This is a genomic window from Kitasatospora sp. NPDC098663 (genome assembly GCF_044760075.1).
In the GTDB taxonomy this organism is placed as follows: Bacteria; Actinomycetota; Actinomycetes; order Streptomycetales; family Streptomycetaceae; genus Kitasatospora.
Genome location: NZ_JBIWAP010000003.1, coordinates 106,839 through 120,608, shown reverse-complemented (window position 1 = coordinate 120,608; position 13,770 = coordinate 106,839). Strand labels below are relative to the sequence as shown.

14 protein-coding genes are annotated in these 13,770 nt (G+C 73.2%); 11 read left to right on the top strand and 3 right to left on the bottom strand.

The features are described from left to right. The first annotated feature begins 34 nt into the window (after positions 1-34). The 6 genes from ACIQVZ_RS04250 to paaE all read left to right on the top strand — a co-directional run bounded on the left by ACIQVZ_RS04250 (position 35) and on the right by paaE (position 5,805). Positions 35-1,420, top strand: coding sequence for a M20/M25/M40 family metallo-hydrolase (locus tag ACIQVZ_RS04250; RefSeq protein WP_402447081.1), 1,386 nt, complete (start codon positions 35-37; stop codon positions 1,418-1,420). 240 nt (positions 1,421-1,660) lie between these two features. Further along, on the top strand, positions 1,661-2,782 hold the full coding sequence (gene paaA / locus ACIQVZ_RS04245) for a 1,2-phenylacetyl-CoA epoxidase subunit PaaA (protein ID WP_402447079.1): 1,122 nt from the start codon (positions 1,661-1,663) through the stop codon (positions 2,780-2,782). Next, positions 2,779-3,072, top strand: coding sequence for a 1,2-phenylacetyl-CoA epoxidase subunit PaaB (gene paaB, locus ACIQVZ_RS04240; protein ID WP_030056311.1), 294 nt, complete (start codon positions 2,779-2,781; stop codon positions 3,070-3,072). Before paaA ends, paaB begins: the two co-directional genes overlap by 4 nt. Positions 3,073-3,085: 13 nt before the next feature. Further along, positions 3,086-4,003, top strand: coding sequence for a 1,2-phenylacetyl-CoA epoxidase subunit PaaC (gene paaC, locus ACIQVZ_RS04235; protein ID WP_402447076.1), 918 nt, complete (start codon positions 3,086-3,088; stop codon positions 4,001-4,003). Next, complete coding sequence (gene paaD, locus ACIQVZ_RS04230) at positions 3,997-4,587, top strand: 1,2-phenylacetyl-CoA epoxidase subunit PaaD (RefSeq protein WP_350875117.1); 591 nt, start codon at positions 3,997-3,999, stop codon at positions 4,585-4,587. The genes paaC and paaD overlap by 7 nt, the downstream gene beginning before the upstream one ends. Next, positions 4,588-5,805, top strand: a complete 1,218-nt coding sequence (gene paaE / locus ACIQVZ_RS04225) for a 1,2-phenylacetyl-CoA epoxidase subunit PaaE (RefSeq protein WP_402447073.1) — start codon at positions 4,588-4,590, stop codon at positions 5,803-5,805. 37 nt (positions 5,806-5,842) lie between these two features. Here paaE and ACIQVZ_RS04220 read toward each other — a convergent pair whose 3' ends face one another. Continuing rightward, positions 5,843-6,931: an NAD(P)-binding domain-containing protein gene (locus tag ACIQVZ_RS04220; protein WP_402447371.1), complete on the bottom strand. Its 1,089-nt coding sequence runs from the start codon at positions 6,929-6,931 to the stop codon at positions 5,843-5,845. Between the two features lie 156 nt (positions 6,932-7,087). Further along, the gene (locus ACIQVZ_RS04215) at positions 7,088-7,459 is read right to left on the bottom strand and encodes a YbjQ family protein (protein WP_350875121.1); all 372 of its coding nucleotides are present in this window, start codon (positions 7,457-7,459) and stop codon (positions 7,088-7,090) included. Positions 7,460-7,581: 122 nt separating this feature from the next. Between ACIQVZ_RS04215 and ACIQVZ_RS04210 the strand changes: the two genes are divergently transcribed. The 3 genes from ACIQVZ_RS04210 (at position 7,582) to ACIQVZ_RS04200 (ending at position 9,991) form a co-directional block, all read left to right on the top strand. Continuing rightward, the gene (locus ACIQVZ_RS04210; protein ID WP_350875123.1) at positions 7,582-8,514 is read left to right on the top strand and encodes a hypothetical protein; all 933 of its coding nucleotides are present in this window, start codon (positions 7,582-7,584) and stop codon (positions 8,512-8,514) included. 112 nt (positions 8,515-8,626) lie between these two features. Beyond that, positions 8,627-9,121 carry a hypothetical protein gene (locus tag ACIQVZ_RS04205; protein WP_350875125.1) on the top strand — a complete coding sequence of 165 codons (495 nt, stop codon included), beginning with the start codon at positions 8,627-8,629 and terminating at the stop codon, positions 9,119-9,121. Positions 9,122-9,232: 111 nt separating this feature from the next. Then, the gene (locus tag ACIQVZ_RS04200; RefSeq protein ID WP_402447069.1) at positions 9,233-9,991 is read left to right on the top strand and encodes a peptidyl-tRNA hydrolase; all 759 of its coding nucleotides are present in this window, start codon (positions 9,233-9,235) and stop codon (positions 9,989-9,991) included. Positions 9,992-10,340: 349 nt separating this feature from the next. On the opposite strand, the gene ACIQVZ_RS04195 is transcribed toward ACIQVZ_RS04200, so the two are convergent. After that, positions 10,341-11,336, bottom strand: a complete 996-nt coding sequence (locus ACIQVZ_RS04195; protein WP_402447067.1) for a LysR family transcriptional regulator — start codon at positions 11,334-11,336, stop codon at positions 10,341-10,343. Between the two features lie 187 nt (positions 11,337-11,523). On the opposite strand from ACIQVZ_RS04195, the gene ACIQVZ_RS04190 reads away from it, so the two are divergent. Together ACIQVZ_RS04190 and ACIQVZ_RS04185 are read left to right on the top strand one after the other, a co-directional pair. After that, positions 11,524-12,237, top strand: a complete 714-nt coding sequence (locus ACIQVZ_RS04190) for a class II aldolase/adducin family protein (RefSeq protein ID WP_402447064.1) — start codon at positions 11,524-11,526, stop codon at positions 12,235-12,237. Positions 12,238-12,275: 38 nt separating this feature from the next. Next, positions 12,276-13,541 carry an MFS transporter gene (locus ACIQVZ_RS04185; protein ID WP_350875133.1) on the top strand — a complete coding sequence of 422 codons (1,266 nt, stop codon included), beginning with the start codon at positions 12,276-12,278 and terminating at the stop codon, positions 13,539-13,541. The last annotated feature ends 229 nt before the right edge of the window (positions 13,542-13,770 follow it).

Genomic DNA, 13,770 nt, shown 5'->3' with positions numbered 1-13,770 from the left:
CGCTGAATACCGGCAGCGGCCGCGGAGGCGAACGTTGAGTCCCCAGATCGTCGGGTCGCCCGCCGCGCCGAGTGCCGCCGCCCCCGACGGCGACTCCGCCCCCGCGCCCGCCCCTGCCTCGGATCGCGCCCCCGTCGCCCTCCCGGCCGCTGCTGACGGCGAGGCCCTCACCGCTACCGCTACCACTACCGCTCATGCCACGGCCACGGCCACTGTCACGGCCTCGGCCGCCGCTGCCGCGACCGCCGCACTCCCCGGTCTGCCGCAGGCCCTCAGTACCCGCGCCCGTACGCTGGCCGGGGCCGTCCGGCGCCGGTGCACGGACCTGGCCCGGATCGAGTCGCCCAGCGGAGACGTGCCCCGACTCGACGCTCTCGCCGAGGAGTTGAGCGCCGGGTTCAGAGCCACCGGTGCCACCGCGCGGCGCGAGCCCGGGCCGGCCGGCGACCACCTGGTCCTGGAGTGGGAGGGGCAGGACGAGACCCTGCCGCACCTGTTGATCGTCGGCCACCACGACACCGTCTGGCCGGTCGGCACCCTCGCCGACTGGCCGGTCACCGAGCAGGACGGTCTGCTCAGCGGCCCCGGCGTCGTCGACATGAAGGGCGGACTTGCCATCCTGGAAGGCGCGTTCGCCCTGCTCGCCGACCTCGGGCAGCGGCCGCACCGCGCCGTCCGACTGGTCGTCGTCTCCGACGAGGAGGTCGGCAGTCCGGACGGACGGCGCCTGGTCGAGCGCCAGTTGCGCGGCGCGGCCGCAGTCATAGGGCTCGAACCTCCGCACCCCGACGGCCGGTTGAAGACAGCCCGGCGCGGCAGCACCCGGGTCCGGCTCACCGTCACCGGGCGTGAGGCCCACGCGGGCAACGACGCCCACGACGGGGTGTCGGCGGTCGACGAACTCGTCGATCAGCTCGTCGTCGTCCGCGGCCTCGCGGGGCAGCCGGGGACGGAGCTCAACGCCGGTCGGATCAGCGGCGGTTCGCGGGCCAACGTGGTCGCGGGCCGGGCCGAGGCCGAGCTCGGCCTGCGGTTCTCCACCGTCGAGGCGCAGCGCCGTACGCTCGACAACCTGGCTCGGCTCACCGCGCTGCGCCCGGGGGCCAGGGTCCGGACCGAGGTGCTGTCCAGCCGTCCGGCGTGGCCTGAGCGCACCGGCAATCCGCTGCTGCGGCACGTTCGTTCACTCGCCGCGGTGCTCGGGCAGCAGTTGGACGGCGGTCCGGCGGGTGGCGCGGGGGACACCAACCTGCCGGGCTCGCGCGGGCTGCCGACGCTGGACGGCTTCGGCGCGGTCGGTGCCGGTGCTCATGCCCGGCACGAGCACATCCGGCTCGACCAGCTGGCACCCCGGATCGCCCTGCTGGCCGCGCTCCTCGCCGTACCGCTGCCGAGGCTGCGCGACCGCACGGAGGGTTGAGCGGGCCGCCGACGGCCGGGGGCTGTCGGAGAACAGAGAGCAGAGCGCAAGAGCACAGGGTGACAGAGAACAGAAGACGGATGACAAGTAACTGCTGACAGATAACAGCTAACAGATAATGAAATCTGTTAGCTGTTATCTGTTTGTCGACCGTCCGCCGCCGCCCACTCCCGCCCCTCACTGCCCGAAACCCCGCCCCTCACCCGCGTCCCTTGCCATCCCTCCACCTCGCCGCGCAGAATGGTACCGACCGAACGGTCAGTCGGTTGGCGTCGTGGGCGCCGGCGCGGGACACGAGAGGTGATCGTGGTGACAGCAGAGGTGGCCGAGGCGGTCCCCGCGCAGGCGCAGGAGGACCGGTTCGAGGCGGTCGTCGCCGCCGAGCAGCGGATCGAGCCCAGGGACTGGATGCCCGACGCCTACCGGGCCACGTTGGTCCGCCAGATCGCCCAGCACGCGCACTCCGAGATCATCGGCATGCAGCCCGAGGGCAACTGGCTCACCCGCGCCCCCTCGCTGCGCCGCAAGGCGATCCTGCTCGCCAAGGCCCAGGACGAGGCCGGCCACGGCCTCTACCTCTACGCCGCCGCCGAGACCCTGGGTGTCGACCGCGCCGAGCTGACCGAGAAGCTGATCTCCGGCCGGCAGAAGTACTCCTCCATCTTCAACTACCCGACCCTCACCTTCGCCGACGTCGGCGTGATCGGCTGGCTGGTCGACGGCGCCGCGATCTGCAACCAGGTCCCGCTGTGCCGCTGCAGCTACGGTCCGTACGCCCGCGCGATGGTGCGGATCTGCAAGGAGGAGTCGTTCCACCAGCGTCAGGGCTACGAGCTGCTGATGACACTGATGCGCGGCACCGAGGCGCAGCGCCGGATGGTCCAGGACGCGGTGGACCGCTGGTGGTGGCCGTCTCTGATGATGTTCGGGCCCCCGGACGCCGACTCGCCGAACACCGCCCGCTCGATGGCCTGGCGGATCAAGCGGCACACCAACGACGAGCTGCGCCAGCGCTTCGTCGACATGACCGTCCCGCAGGCCGAACACCTCGGCGTCACCCTCCCGGATCCCGAGCTGCGCCGGAACGAGGAACGCGGCGGCTGGGACTTCGGCGAGCCGGACTGGTCCGAGCTGACCAGGGTCATCCACGGCCAGGGCCCGTGCAACGCCCAGCGGGTCGAACGCCGCCGGACGGCGCACGAGGACGGTGCCTGGGTCCGTGAGGCGGCTGTCGCCTACGCGGCCAAGCGCCGCGCCGAACAGTGCGCCGAACCCGGGCGGCCCACCGGATCCGAGCAGTCAGCCGAACCCGGGCAGCCCGGGCGTACGGGCGAGCCCACGGAACAGGAGAACGGAAAGTGACCGAGTCCAAGGCCGGCTGGCCGCTGTACGAGGTGTTCGTGCGCCCCCGACGCGGGCTGAACCACGTCCACGTCGGTTCGCTGCACGCGGCCGACGACCGGATGGCCCTGCTCGCCGCCCGCGACCTCTACACCCGCCGCAACGAGGGCGTCAGCCTCTGGGTGGTCCGCTCGGACGCGATCACCGCCTCCACCCCGGACGAGCGCGACCCGTTCTTCGAGCCCAGCGGGGACAAGGTCTACCGCCACCCGACCTTCTACGACATCCCCGAGGATGTCCCGCACATCTGACGGGGGACCCGCCATGCAGGACCACAGCACGCAGGCCGGCGCCGACGTCGACGCCGACGACCACGTCTACCTCGGCCTCGCCGAAGCCACGCCCGGCCCCGAGGGCGAGGGCCGCTGGGCGTACGGGACGGGCTTCGCCGACCCGCTGCTCGGCGTCGACACCGCCGTGCCCGCCGGTATGGACGGCGCGGACCTCGCCGCCTACTGCCTGATGCTCGGCGACGACGCCCTGATCCTCTCCCAGCGCCTGATCGAATGGTGCACCCGGGCGCCCGAGCTGGAGGAGGAGGTCGCGCTCGCCAACCTGGGCCTCGACCTGCTCGGCCAGGCCCGGCTGCTGCTCACCCGGGCCGGCCAGGCGGACGGCTCCGGCCGCACCGAGGACGACCTGGCGTACTGGCGGGAGGACCACGAGTTCCGCAACGTCCGGCTGGTCGAGGTCCCGAACGGCGACTTCGCCCACTCGATCGCCCGGCTGCTGCTGTTCGCCACCGCGCGCTGCGCCCTGTACGAGGCGCTGAGTGCGCACCCGGACCCGGTGCTGGCGGCGGTCGCCGCCCGGGGCGTGAAGGAGTTGGCGTACCACCGCGAGTACGCCACCGCCTGGACGCTTCGGCTCGGCGACGGCACGCCGTACTCCTCGGCGCGGATGCAGGCCGGGCTGGACGCGCTCTGGCCGCTGCTGGAGGAACTGTTCACGGCCCACCCGGTGGAGCTGCGGACGGGCGCCGATCCGGCGGCGCTGCGCGAACCGGTGCTGCGCTCGCTCGGCGCCGTCCTCGCCGAGGCCGGGCTGACCGTACCGGACGTGCAGCCGCTGGCCACCGTGCTCGGCCGGGCCGGCCGGGACGGTGTGCACACCGAGGCGCTCGGTCCGCTGCTCGCCGAATTCCAGGTGCTGGCCCGCGCGCACCCGGGGGCGACGTGGTGAGCGCGGCGCTGACGGAGCGCGGGACGGCCTGGGAGGTCGCGGCGGCCGTGCCGGACCCGGAGCTGCCCATGCTGACCCTGGCCGACCTGGGCGTGCTGGCCGAGGTGGCGGTGGACGACGGCGCGGTGACCGCCTGGCTGACCCCGACCTACTCGGGCTGCCCCGCCGTGGCCGAGATGGCCGCCGACGTGGATCGCCGGCTGCGCGCGGCCGGGTACCGGGACGTCCGGGTCCGGTTGCGGCTGGATCCGCCGTGGTCGACCGATCTGATCACCACCGAGGGCCGCCGCAAACTCGCCGAGGCGGGAATCGCCCCGCCGCGTCCGACCTCCGCCGCCGGCGTGGCCGGCCCGGTCGCGCTCGCGCTCGGTCCCACCCGCACCGCTGCTCCCACCGCCGCTTCCACCGTCGCTCCGGCGGGCACCTCCGCTGCCGCTTTCGCTTCCGCAGTCGCTCCCGTGCCCTGCCCACGCTGCGGCGGCGCGGACACGGAGGAGCTGTCCCGCTTCGGTTCCACCGCGTGCAAGGCGCTCTGGCGCTGCCGCGCCTGCCGGGAGCCGTTCGAACGCGTCAAGGAGATCTGAATGCCCGCCGCCTCGCCCGCCGCGTCCCAGGCCGACGCGTCTCAGCCTGCCGTCTCCCAGCCCACCGCGCCCCAGGCCGATGCTTCCGTTGCCGCGCACGCCGACACCCCCGCTGAGGCCGCGGTGTCCACGCTGGGCCCGGCCCGTCGCCCGACCTTCCACCGGCTGCGGATCGAGCGGGTCGAGCGGCTCTGCGACGACGCCGTGGCGGTGGCCTTCGCGGTGCCGGACGGGCTCGCGGCGGACTTCGCCTTCCGGCCGGGGCAGACCCTGACGCTGCGCAAGGTGGTGGACGGCGTCGACGAGCGCCGCTCGTACTCGATCTGTGCCCCCGCCGGCGGGCCGCTGCGGATCGCCGTCCGGGAGGTGCCCGGCGGGCTGTTCTCCCGGTGGCTGGTGCGGGACGCGGGGCCGGGCGAGGAGGTGGAGGTGCTGACGCCGTCGGGCCTGTTCACCCCCGACCTCGGCGTTCCGGCCGAGCACGTGCTGCTCGCGGCCGGTTCCGGCATCACCCCGATGCTGTCGATCGCCGCGTCCGTCCTGGCCGCCGACCGCAGCTCCACCGTCACCCTGCTGTACGGCAACCGGCGCAGCGACACCGTGATGTTCGCGGACGAGCTGGCCGACCTGAAGGACCGCTACCTCGGCCGCTTCCAACTGGTCCACGTCCTGTCCCGGGAGACCCGTGACGCCGAACTGCTCAGCGGGCGGCTGGACCCGGAGCGGGTGCGGGCGCTGCTGGCGGCGCTGGTGGATGTCGGGAGCGTCGGGCACTGGTGGCTGTGCGGCCCGTTCGGGATGGTCGCCGGGGCGAAGGAACTGCTCGCCGGGCTGGGCGTGCCGGGCGAGCGCGTGCACCAGGAGCTGTTCCACGCCGAGGACGAGCCGGTGTCCGAGCGACCGGAGGACCGGGACGGCGCGGCGGGAGCGGCCGACGGCCCGCACAGCGAGGTCACCGTCGTCCTGGACGGGCGCGGCAGCACACTCTCCCTGCCGTGCGACCGCTCGATCCTGGACGGCGCCCAGCGCTCCCGCCCCGACCTGCCGTTCGCCTGCAAGGGCGGGGTCTGCGGCACCTGCCGCGCGCTGGTCACCGAGGGCGAGGTCGAGATGCGCCGCAACTTCGCGCTGGAGGAGAAGGAACTGGCCGCCGGCTACGTCCTCACCTGCCAGGCCCGCCCGGTCACCGACCGGGTGACGGTCGACTACGACCGCTGAACGGCCGGCCGCCCCACCCTTGCCCCTCCCGACTGCTTCAGACCACGGCCGGGGCGGGCAGCCTGGCCGGGTCGCCGAGCAGGCGGACGAGGTCGCCGACGGCCGCGCGACCGGCCCGGTTGGCACCGACGGTGCTGGCGGACGGGCCGTAGCCGACCAGGTGGACGCGCGGATCGGCGGTGGCGCGGGTGCCGGTGAGCGCGATGCCGCCGCCGGGGGAGCGCAGCCCGAGCGGGGCCAGGTGTCCGACCTCCGGGCGGAAGCCGGTGGCCCACACGATCGCGTCCACCGCCAGCTCCTCCTCCCCCCAGGCGACGCCGCGCTCGGTGAGCCGGTCGAACATCGGGCGGCGGTGCAGCGCGCCCAGCTCCTCGGCCCGTCGGTAGGCGACGGACGGGCCGAGCCCGGTGACGCTCACCACGCTGCGCACCGGCAGGCCCTGCCGGACCCGTTCCTCGACCTTGGCGACCACCGCGCGCCCGTACTCGGGGGTGAACGGCCCCTCGTGGTAGACGGGCGGGGTCCGGGTGACCCAGACCGTCTCGCCGACCGCCGCGACCTCGGACAGCACCTGGATCGCCGAAGCGCCCCCGCCCACCACCAGGACGCGCCGGCCGGCGAACTCCCCGGGGCCGCGGTAGTCGGCGTAGTGCAGTTGGCGACCGGCGAAGTGGCCCGGGTAGTGGGGCAGGAACGGGCGGGTCCAGGTGCCGGTGGCGTTGATCAGTGCGCGGGTGGACCAGGTGCCGTGGTCGGTCTCGACCAGCAGCCGGGAGTCCGGGCGGTCCGACTCGGCGCGCACCGAGCGAACGGCGACGGGGCGTACGACCGGGAGCGCGTGCCGGGCCTCGTACGCCGCGAAGTACCCCGGCACGACCTCGCGCGCCGGGGCCTCGGGGTCGGGCGCGGGGAGTTCGGCGTCCGGGAGGTCGTGGAAACCGTGCACGGTGGCCATCCGCAGGGACGGTGAGCGGTGCGCCCAGGCGCCGCCCGGCGCGGGGTTGGCGTCGAGCACGACGAAGCCGCCGTCGGCGTCCGCCCGGTAGGGGGCGAAGCCGCGGCGGCCGAGGTGGTAGGCGGCGGACAGTCCCGCCTGTCCGGCGCCCACCACCAGGACGTCCACCATCTGGACGCCCACGTGCCGCTGCCCGCCATTGGTTGCACCGTAAACAGTCACGCCGGTGAAACATCGGGGGTGCGGCGGGTGTTCCCGCCTCTGCGGGTGCTTGCCGTCCCGCCGCGTGGCGCCCCGCGCGGGCGACGGGTCAGCGCGGGCGACGGGTCAGACGACCGGGGAGATCACCGCGGCCGTGCCGTAGGCGCAGACCTCGGTGCCGACGTCAGCCGCCTCCGTCACGTCGAAGCGCATCATCAGCACCGCGTTCCCGCCGCGCGCCTTGGTCTGCTCGATCAGCCGCTGCATCGCCTCGTTGCGGCTCTCGACCAGGGTCTTGGTCAGGCCCCGCAGCTCGCCGCCGATCAGCGACTTCAGTCCGGCACCGATCTGGCTGCCGAGGTGGCGGCTGCGCACGGTCAGTCCGAAGACCTCGCCGATCACATGATCGACCCGGAAGCCGGGGATGTCGTTGGTGGTCACGACCAGGACGTCGGCGTTCGGGCCCTGCCCGCCGCCGTACTCGTTGATGTCAGCCATGGGTCCATCCTGCCGTGTCGTACGTCCGAGTGATCGAGGCGGGGCCGGGTGATGGCCGAGAAGGGGTCCAGAAGCTGGTTCAGACCGGTGATCGGGCGGCCGAAAGGCCGTACCGTAGCCCCATGGGCGAGCGAAGCGATCATCCACAGGGGCCGGGCGCGGCGGAGGACTCCGGCGCGCAGGAGATCGAGGCGACGGTGGTGCTGGGCCTGCGGATCACCGACTGGCCGGCGCTGCGCGCCGCCGCGATCAGGGCTGTCGAGGAGCTGGTGTTCGAGGGCGTCGACCCGGCCGGCCAGCGCCGCGAGCTGCTGCGCGAGGTCTCCGAGGACGCTAACGCGGCGCTCGGCGCACTGCTGCACCCGGACCGGCTGGTGGCCGCGATCCCCGGGGTCGAGGCGATCGGCGGCACGCTGGAGATCAGCGTCACCGAGGACTTCGCGCCGGACTTCGCCGAGCTGTTCCCGCTGGAGGGCGACGAGGACGAGGACGGCGGCGCCGGCGCGGACTGGACCCTCACCCCGCGCACCGCCTGCCTCCTGCACGCCCAGCTGATCGGCCTGGCCGACGCCGCCTACGACGACTTCGACGAGCACGGTGACGACCCGGTGGTCGACGGCGAGGACGCCGACTGGGCGGTTTACGCCCGCCTGCCCCAGCGCACCTGGCGGCTGCACCGCAACTGGCGCCGCGCCATGGCCCGGGCCTTCGACGACCTGGCCGACGACCTCGCGCTCGGCGAATGGCCGCTGCCGCGATGTCTGGCCGAGGACATCGGGCTGCGGATGGCCCTGGTGGACGCCCGGGCCCTGCTCGGCGCGCAGCCCGAGTCGGTGGCCGACATGATGGGCGACCTGCCGGCCGACCTGTACGACTACGACTGGGACGGCTGTCACGACGAACTGTTCGGCGTCTACGGACCGGACGACGGCGACCCGGAACTGGGCGCCGAGCAGCGCACCGAGGTGCTGCTGGCAGCCACGCACCCGGAGGGCTGGTTCCTGACGTACGAGGACGCGGAGGCGCGGGACCCGCAGCGCGGCTACCGGCGCTGACCGGCCGCCGGGCTGGTCCGGTCCGGGGTCGGCCCGGGTTGGTTCGAGCTGCTCCGGATCGGTTCGAAAAGCTTTTCGGGCGCCGCGACGGGTGGGCGACTAGGCTGCGGGCATGTCCGATACGTCTGATGTGCGTGCGGGTCCGGCAGGCCGGGACGATCAGGTGCTCACCCGGATCGCGCTCGGACTGGACGGCGTGCAGGCCGCCCAGCGCGGGCGGACGGCCGAGGCGCGGGCCAGCTTCGAGGCGCTCTGGGCAGCGCTCGGCGAGCGGGGCGACGTCTTCCACCGCTGCGTCCTCGCCCACTACCTGGCCGATCTGCAGGACGATCCGCAGGACGAGCTGGAGTGGGACCGGCGGGCACTGGCCGCCGCCGACTCGCTGACCGCCGAGCGCGCCCAGACTTACGAGTCCGCCCTCCAGGTGCGCGCGTTCTACCCCTCGCTGCACCTCAACCTGGCCTCGGACCACCTCAAGCTCGGCGAGCCCGACCTCGCGCGCGAGCAGCTGGAACGCGCCGTGCGCAGCCTGGACGCGCTCCCCGAGGACGCCTACAGCGCGAGCATCCGGTCGGCCGTCGACGAGCTGCGGCAGCGGCTGCGCTGAGCGGTGGTGCGCAGGGGCGTGGTGTGCGAGGGCAGGGGTTGGCAGGGGTGGGGTCTGCGGGCTCCCGGCACCGCGTGATCACCGGGGTGGCGGGGCTGGCATGCTGGACGGGTGACTTCTCCGTTCGACACCCCTGCTCCCGCTCCCGCTCCCGTTTCCGATTCCGCTCCGGCCCCGGCGGACCGTGACGCGCGGCCGCAGTACGTGCTGCCGCTGCTCGTCCGGCTGGAGAAGGCCACGCCGCCCGGGCGGACCGACGCGCTGGAGACCTCGGCCCGGGCGGTGCTCACCCTGCTGTCCGACGCGCGGGTGACCGACGCGGACGGCGAGTGGGCGGAGCGGGTCGAGGCCTGGGAGGACGCCCGGATCCGCAAGGTGGTCCGGCGGGCCCGGGGCGGGGAGTGGCGCCGGGCGGGCGAGCTGCCGGGGATCACGGTGAGTGGACGGGAAGCCGAGGTGCGGGTGTTTCCGCCGGTTCCGCTGGACGGCTGGCCCAAGGACCTCGCCAAGCTCCAGGTCTCCGGGACGGACTTGGAGGAGACCGCCGAGGTCGGAGCTCCTGAGCCCGGGTTGCCGGTGCTGTGGCTCAACCCGGAGCTGGAGATGAGCGCGGGCAAGACGATGGCGCAGACCGGCCACGCCGCCCAGCTGGCCTGGTGGCGGCTGGACGAGGCGCAGCGCAAGGAGTGGGCCGAGGCCGGATTCCCGCTCGCGGTGCGGACGGCCACGGCGGAGGCGTGGGAGGGGCTGGTCGCCAGCGGTCTGCCGCTGGTCCGGGATGCGGGCTTCACCGAGATCGCCCCCGGGCCGACTGTTGCACTCGAAGGCGGCACGCGCTACTGCCCCACCCCGCGTCTACGACGCCCGTGACGCATCACCAGGCCCCCAACACGGCAACGTGGTTGGTCAGGTGTGCGCGTCCCGGGCGGTCGCGTGTCTCCGGCCGGTCTTCCGATGTTCGCCTTGTGCGAGGAGGCGCCGTTGCTCGTGACGGGACTCCGGCGACCAGACGGCGTTGCCGATGAGATGACGAACGCGTCTCGGGAGCGCAGATCACAGACGCTCCGCATGTGTTGACGTCGTATCGGACGGGGTTATCCGCCGGAGAAGACCGACCCGGTTTTCCAGGATGGGTACGACATCGGCGAATTGGTGTTGCTGTTGGGCCGGGAGGGCTTTGAGGCGGGGCGTAGCTCTGTATGAAAGGTGGATCCCGGGTTCACGGGCATGTGCCGCGTTGTACCGGGTGAGCACCTTCCTGCGCAGGGACACGTCTCGGAGTCGACGATCCGGCCCCATGGCGTCCAGCGGGTCGGCCGGCTGCTTCGCGGATGCGGGTGAGCAGCCACTGGTGGGACGGGTCGTTCTCCCGGCGGGGGTGCCACAGGAGACTGATGCGTAGCGGCTTCAGGTCCAACGGCACGGGAAAGAGGGCTAGTTGGAGTTGGTCCGCCAGGTTGCGCGCCAGGGCGGCCGGCGCGATCCCGACGAGGTCGCTGGTGGCGATCAGGCGCAGCGCCGTCGTGAAGTCGGGCACGGAGGCTGCCACGGTGCGCCGCACTCCTTCGGCCTCCAGCAGTCTGTCGGTCGCGGTGTGCAGTCGGCCGTGGCGGGAGACCACGATGTGCTCCCATGCCGCGAAGCGGGCTGCCGTGACGTGGCCGTGGCTCAGCGGGTGACCGGCGCGGACCACGCCGAGTAGCGGCTCGCGGACCAGTCCCTCGGAGCGGAGGTCGGCTTCCTTGGGGGTGTTGACGCTGATCGCGATGTCGGCGGCGCCCTCTCGTACTGTCGCGCCCTCGTCAGCCGCCCGTCCCTCGCTGAGAAGGCGCAGTTGGACGCCGGGGGCTTCGGCCCGCATACGGGTCAGCAGGTCCGAGCCGAAGCACGCGATCAGGTCCTCTGGGGCCAGGACGGCGAAGGCGCGGCGCAGTGTGGCCACGGTGTCTTCCTCTGTGGGCCCCAGCAGGTTCTGCGCGTCCTCGACCAGGGCACGGACCCGCGGACGCAGCGCCAGCGCGTGGGCTGTCGGCTTCATGCCGCGGCTGGAGCGCACCAGCAGGGGATCGGCGAAGGCGGTTCGCAGCCGCCCCAGGGCCCGGCTGGCGGCGGGCACCGACAGATTCAGTCGGTGGGCTGCCGCGGTGACGCTGCCCTCCTCCAGTACGGCGTCGAGGACGACGAGGAGGTTGAGGTCGAGGGATGTCACTTTCACCAGGTGAAAATACCACTTGCGCTTTTTTCACTGGTCGCAATTCTTGGTCGGTCCTAGGGTCGGGAGCAGAGCCGCAGGAGGTGGCCCCGAGGCCCGGGTGCGCGGCCGGCGATGGCTGCCGACGCGGCGGTCCCGTTACGCGGTGGCCCGATGACGGGCCTGGATATGACATCAAGGAGCACGATCCATGACGGATGACAGGGGCGACGACCCGGTCGCGCTGGTCGCGTTGGGCAGCCGGGTCCTGGCCGCGGCCGGGCAGGGTGACATGGTGTGGGGACACCTGGCGGTCCGCGATCCGGATGGGCGCGGCGTGTGGATGAAGTCGGCCGGCTGGGGCCTGGAGGAGATCACGTCCGACCGCGTCCTGCTCGTCTCGTGGACCGGTGAGCTGTTGGAGGGGAGCGGACGGGTCCACCTCGAACACCACATCCACACCGGGATCATGCGGGCCCGGCCCGATGTGCACGTCAGCGTCCACACCCACTCCCTGACGGTCAACGCCTTCAGCGCGCTCGGCGAGCCACTGCACGCGCTCAGCCACGACGCCGTCGCCTTCGCAGAACACGGCCTGCCCCGCTTCACTGCCACCGACAACCTCGTCCGCACCCCCGAACTGGGCCGTGCCCTCGCGACGGACCTCGGTGACGCCCGCGCCTGCCTGATGCCCGGACACGGCCTGGCGACGGTCGGCCGCGACACCGCCCACGCGGTCATGTACGCGATCCTGCTCGAACGCGCCTGCCGCACCCAGCTCACCGCCCTGGCCGCAGGCGAAGTCCGCCACCGAACCAGCCACCAGGAATGCCTGGAGAAGGACGCGGTGGCCTGGCCCGACAGCCAGATCGATGCCGGATGGCGGTACTGGCAACGCCGTGTCGCACTCGGCCAGTTCCTCTGACCTCCCTGGGGAAAGCCCACCTGAAAGGAGTCCAGCCCGTGAAAGCCCGCACGGACCCGCTACCCTCGTCACCGACTCCGCCCGCCCTGGCCAGGACCGCCGCTGGTCCAAAGGAGGGCGTCCTCACCGGCAGACGGCGGATCGGCACCTGGGCCGTCGCAGGGGCCTTCTGGTCCGTCACAGCCGGGACGACGGTGCCCACGCCCCTCTACCCGCTGTACGAGCGTGCCTTCGGCTTCTCACCGCTGGCCGTGACCGTGGCCTTCGCGGTCTACGCTCTGGCCGTGGTCGTGGGGCTGCTGACGCTCGGGGGGCTCTCCGACCGGCACGGTCGCCGCCCGGTTGCCGCCACCGCCCTGCTCACCGCCCTGGCCGCCACCGCCGTGTTCCTGCTCGCCGAGAACCTGACGGCCCTGCTGATCGGCCGGGTGCTGTCCGGGCTGGCCGCCGCGCTCATCACCGGAACCGCCACCGCCCACCTGACGGAACTGGCGTCCACTGGCAGCCGGCTCCGTGCCGGGCGGCTGGCGCTGATCGCGAACATGGGCGGTCTGGCCTGTGGCCCGCTGCTTGCCGCCCTGCTGGCCGACACCACTCGCTGGCCGCTGCGGGCGGCGTGGGCGGTAACCGCGACCCTGCTGCTGGCAGCCCTGGCCGCGCTCGTGGTGGTCCCCGAGACCGTGACGCCGAGGGAGCGGGGAACCGGCCCGGCGTTCCGCGCGCCCCGGGTGTCCACCGTTATCCGCACGGAGTTCTGGCGCGCCGCACTCGCCGCTGGCGCGGGATTCGCCGTACTGGGCGTGCTCACCGCAGTGACCGGATTGTTCCTGGCCGAAGTCGCGCACATCCACAGCCTCCTGGCCACGGCGGCAACCGTCTCCCTCGCCTTCGCCTGTACGGGCACGGGCCAACTCCTGGCGGGACGACTGGATCGCGCCGCCCTCCCCATGGCGTGCACGGGGCTGGTCGTTGCGGCCGCGCTGATCGCCGCCGCCGTGGCCACCGCCTCACTCCTGCCCCTGCTCGGCGCAGCGCTGATGGTCGGCCTGGCAACCGGCGTCGCCGTCGGCCACGGGATCACGCTCATCGGCACGCGGACCCCACCCGAGACCCGTAGCCGTACCGTCTCGGCCTTCTTCGCCGTCCTCTACACCATGCTGGCCCTGCCCGCCGTGGGCGTCGGCGCGCTCATCGACGCCGTCGGACTGCGTACCGCCGCCACCGTCTTCGCCGCCGTGGTCGCCGCCCTGGCCGCCACCATCCTCCTGACCCAGCGGGTCTCTGCTACCCGCAACGATCCCTGAGTGAGCGGTTTCCAACCTGAAGTCGCTGGTCACGGGAGTGACATGGGGCGAAGGTGGGGTGCTCGGGCTGCTCGCGATCGTGATCGCTGGCAGGTGGTCATCCGTCAGCGGCTGACCTCGGCGTTCGTCAGCACGGAAGGGCCGACGCCCCGCGGCGGCGCTGGGGGAAGGGTTGTCAGCCCCGCGCCCGCGGGGGACTGCCGAGGTCTGAGGTCTGAGGTCTGAGGTC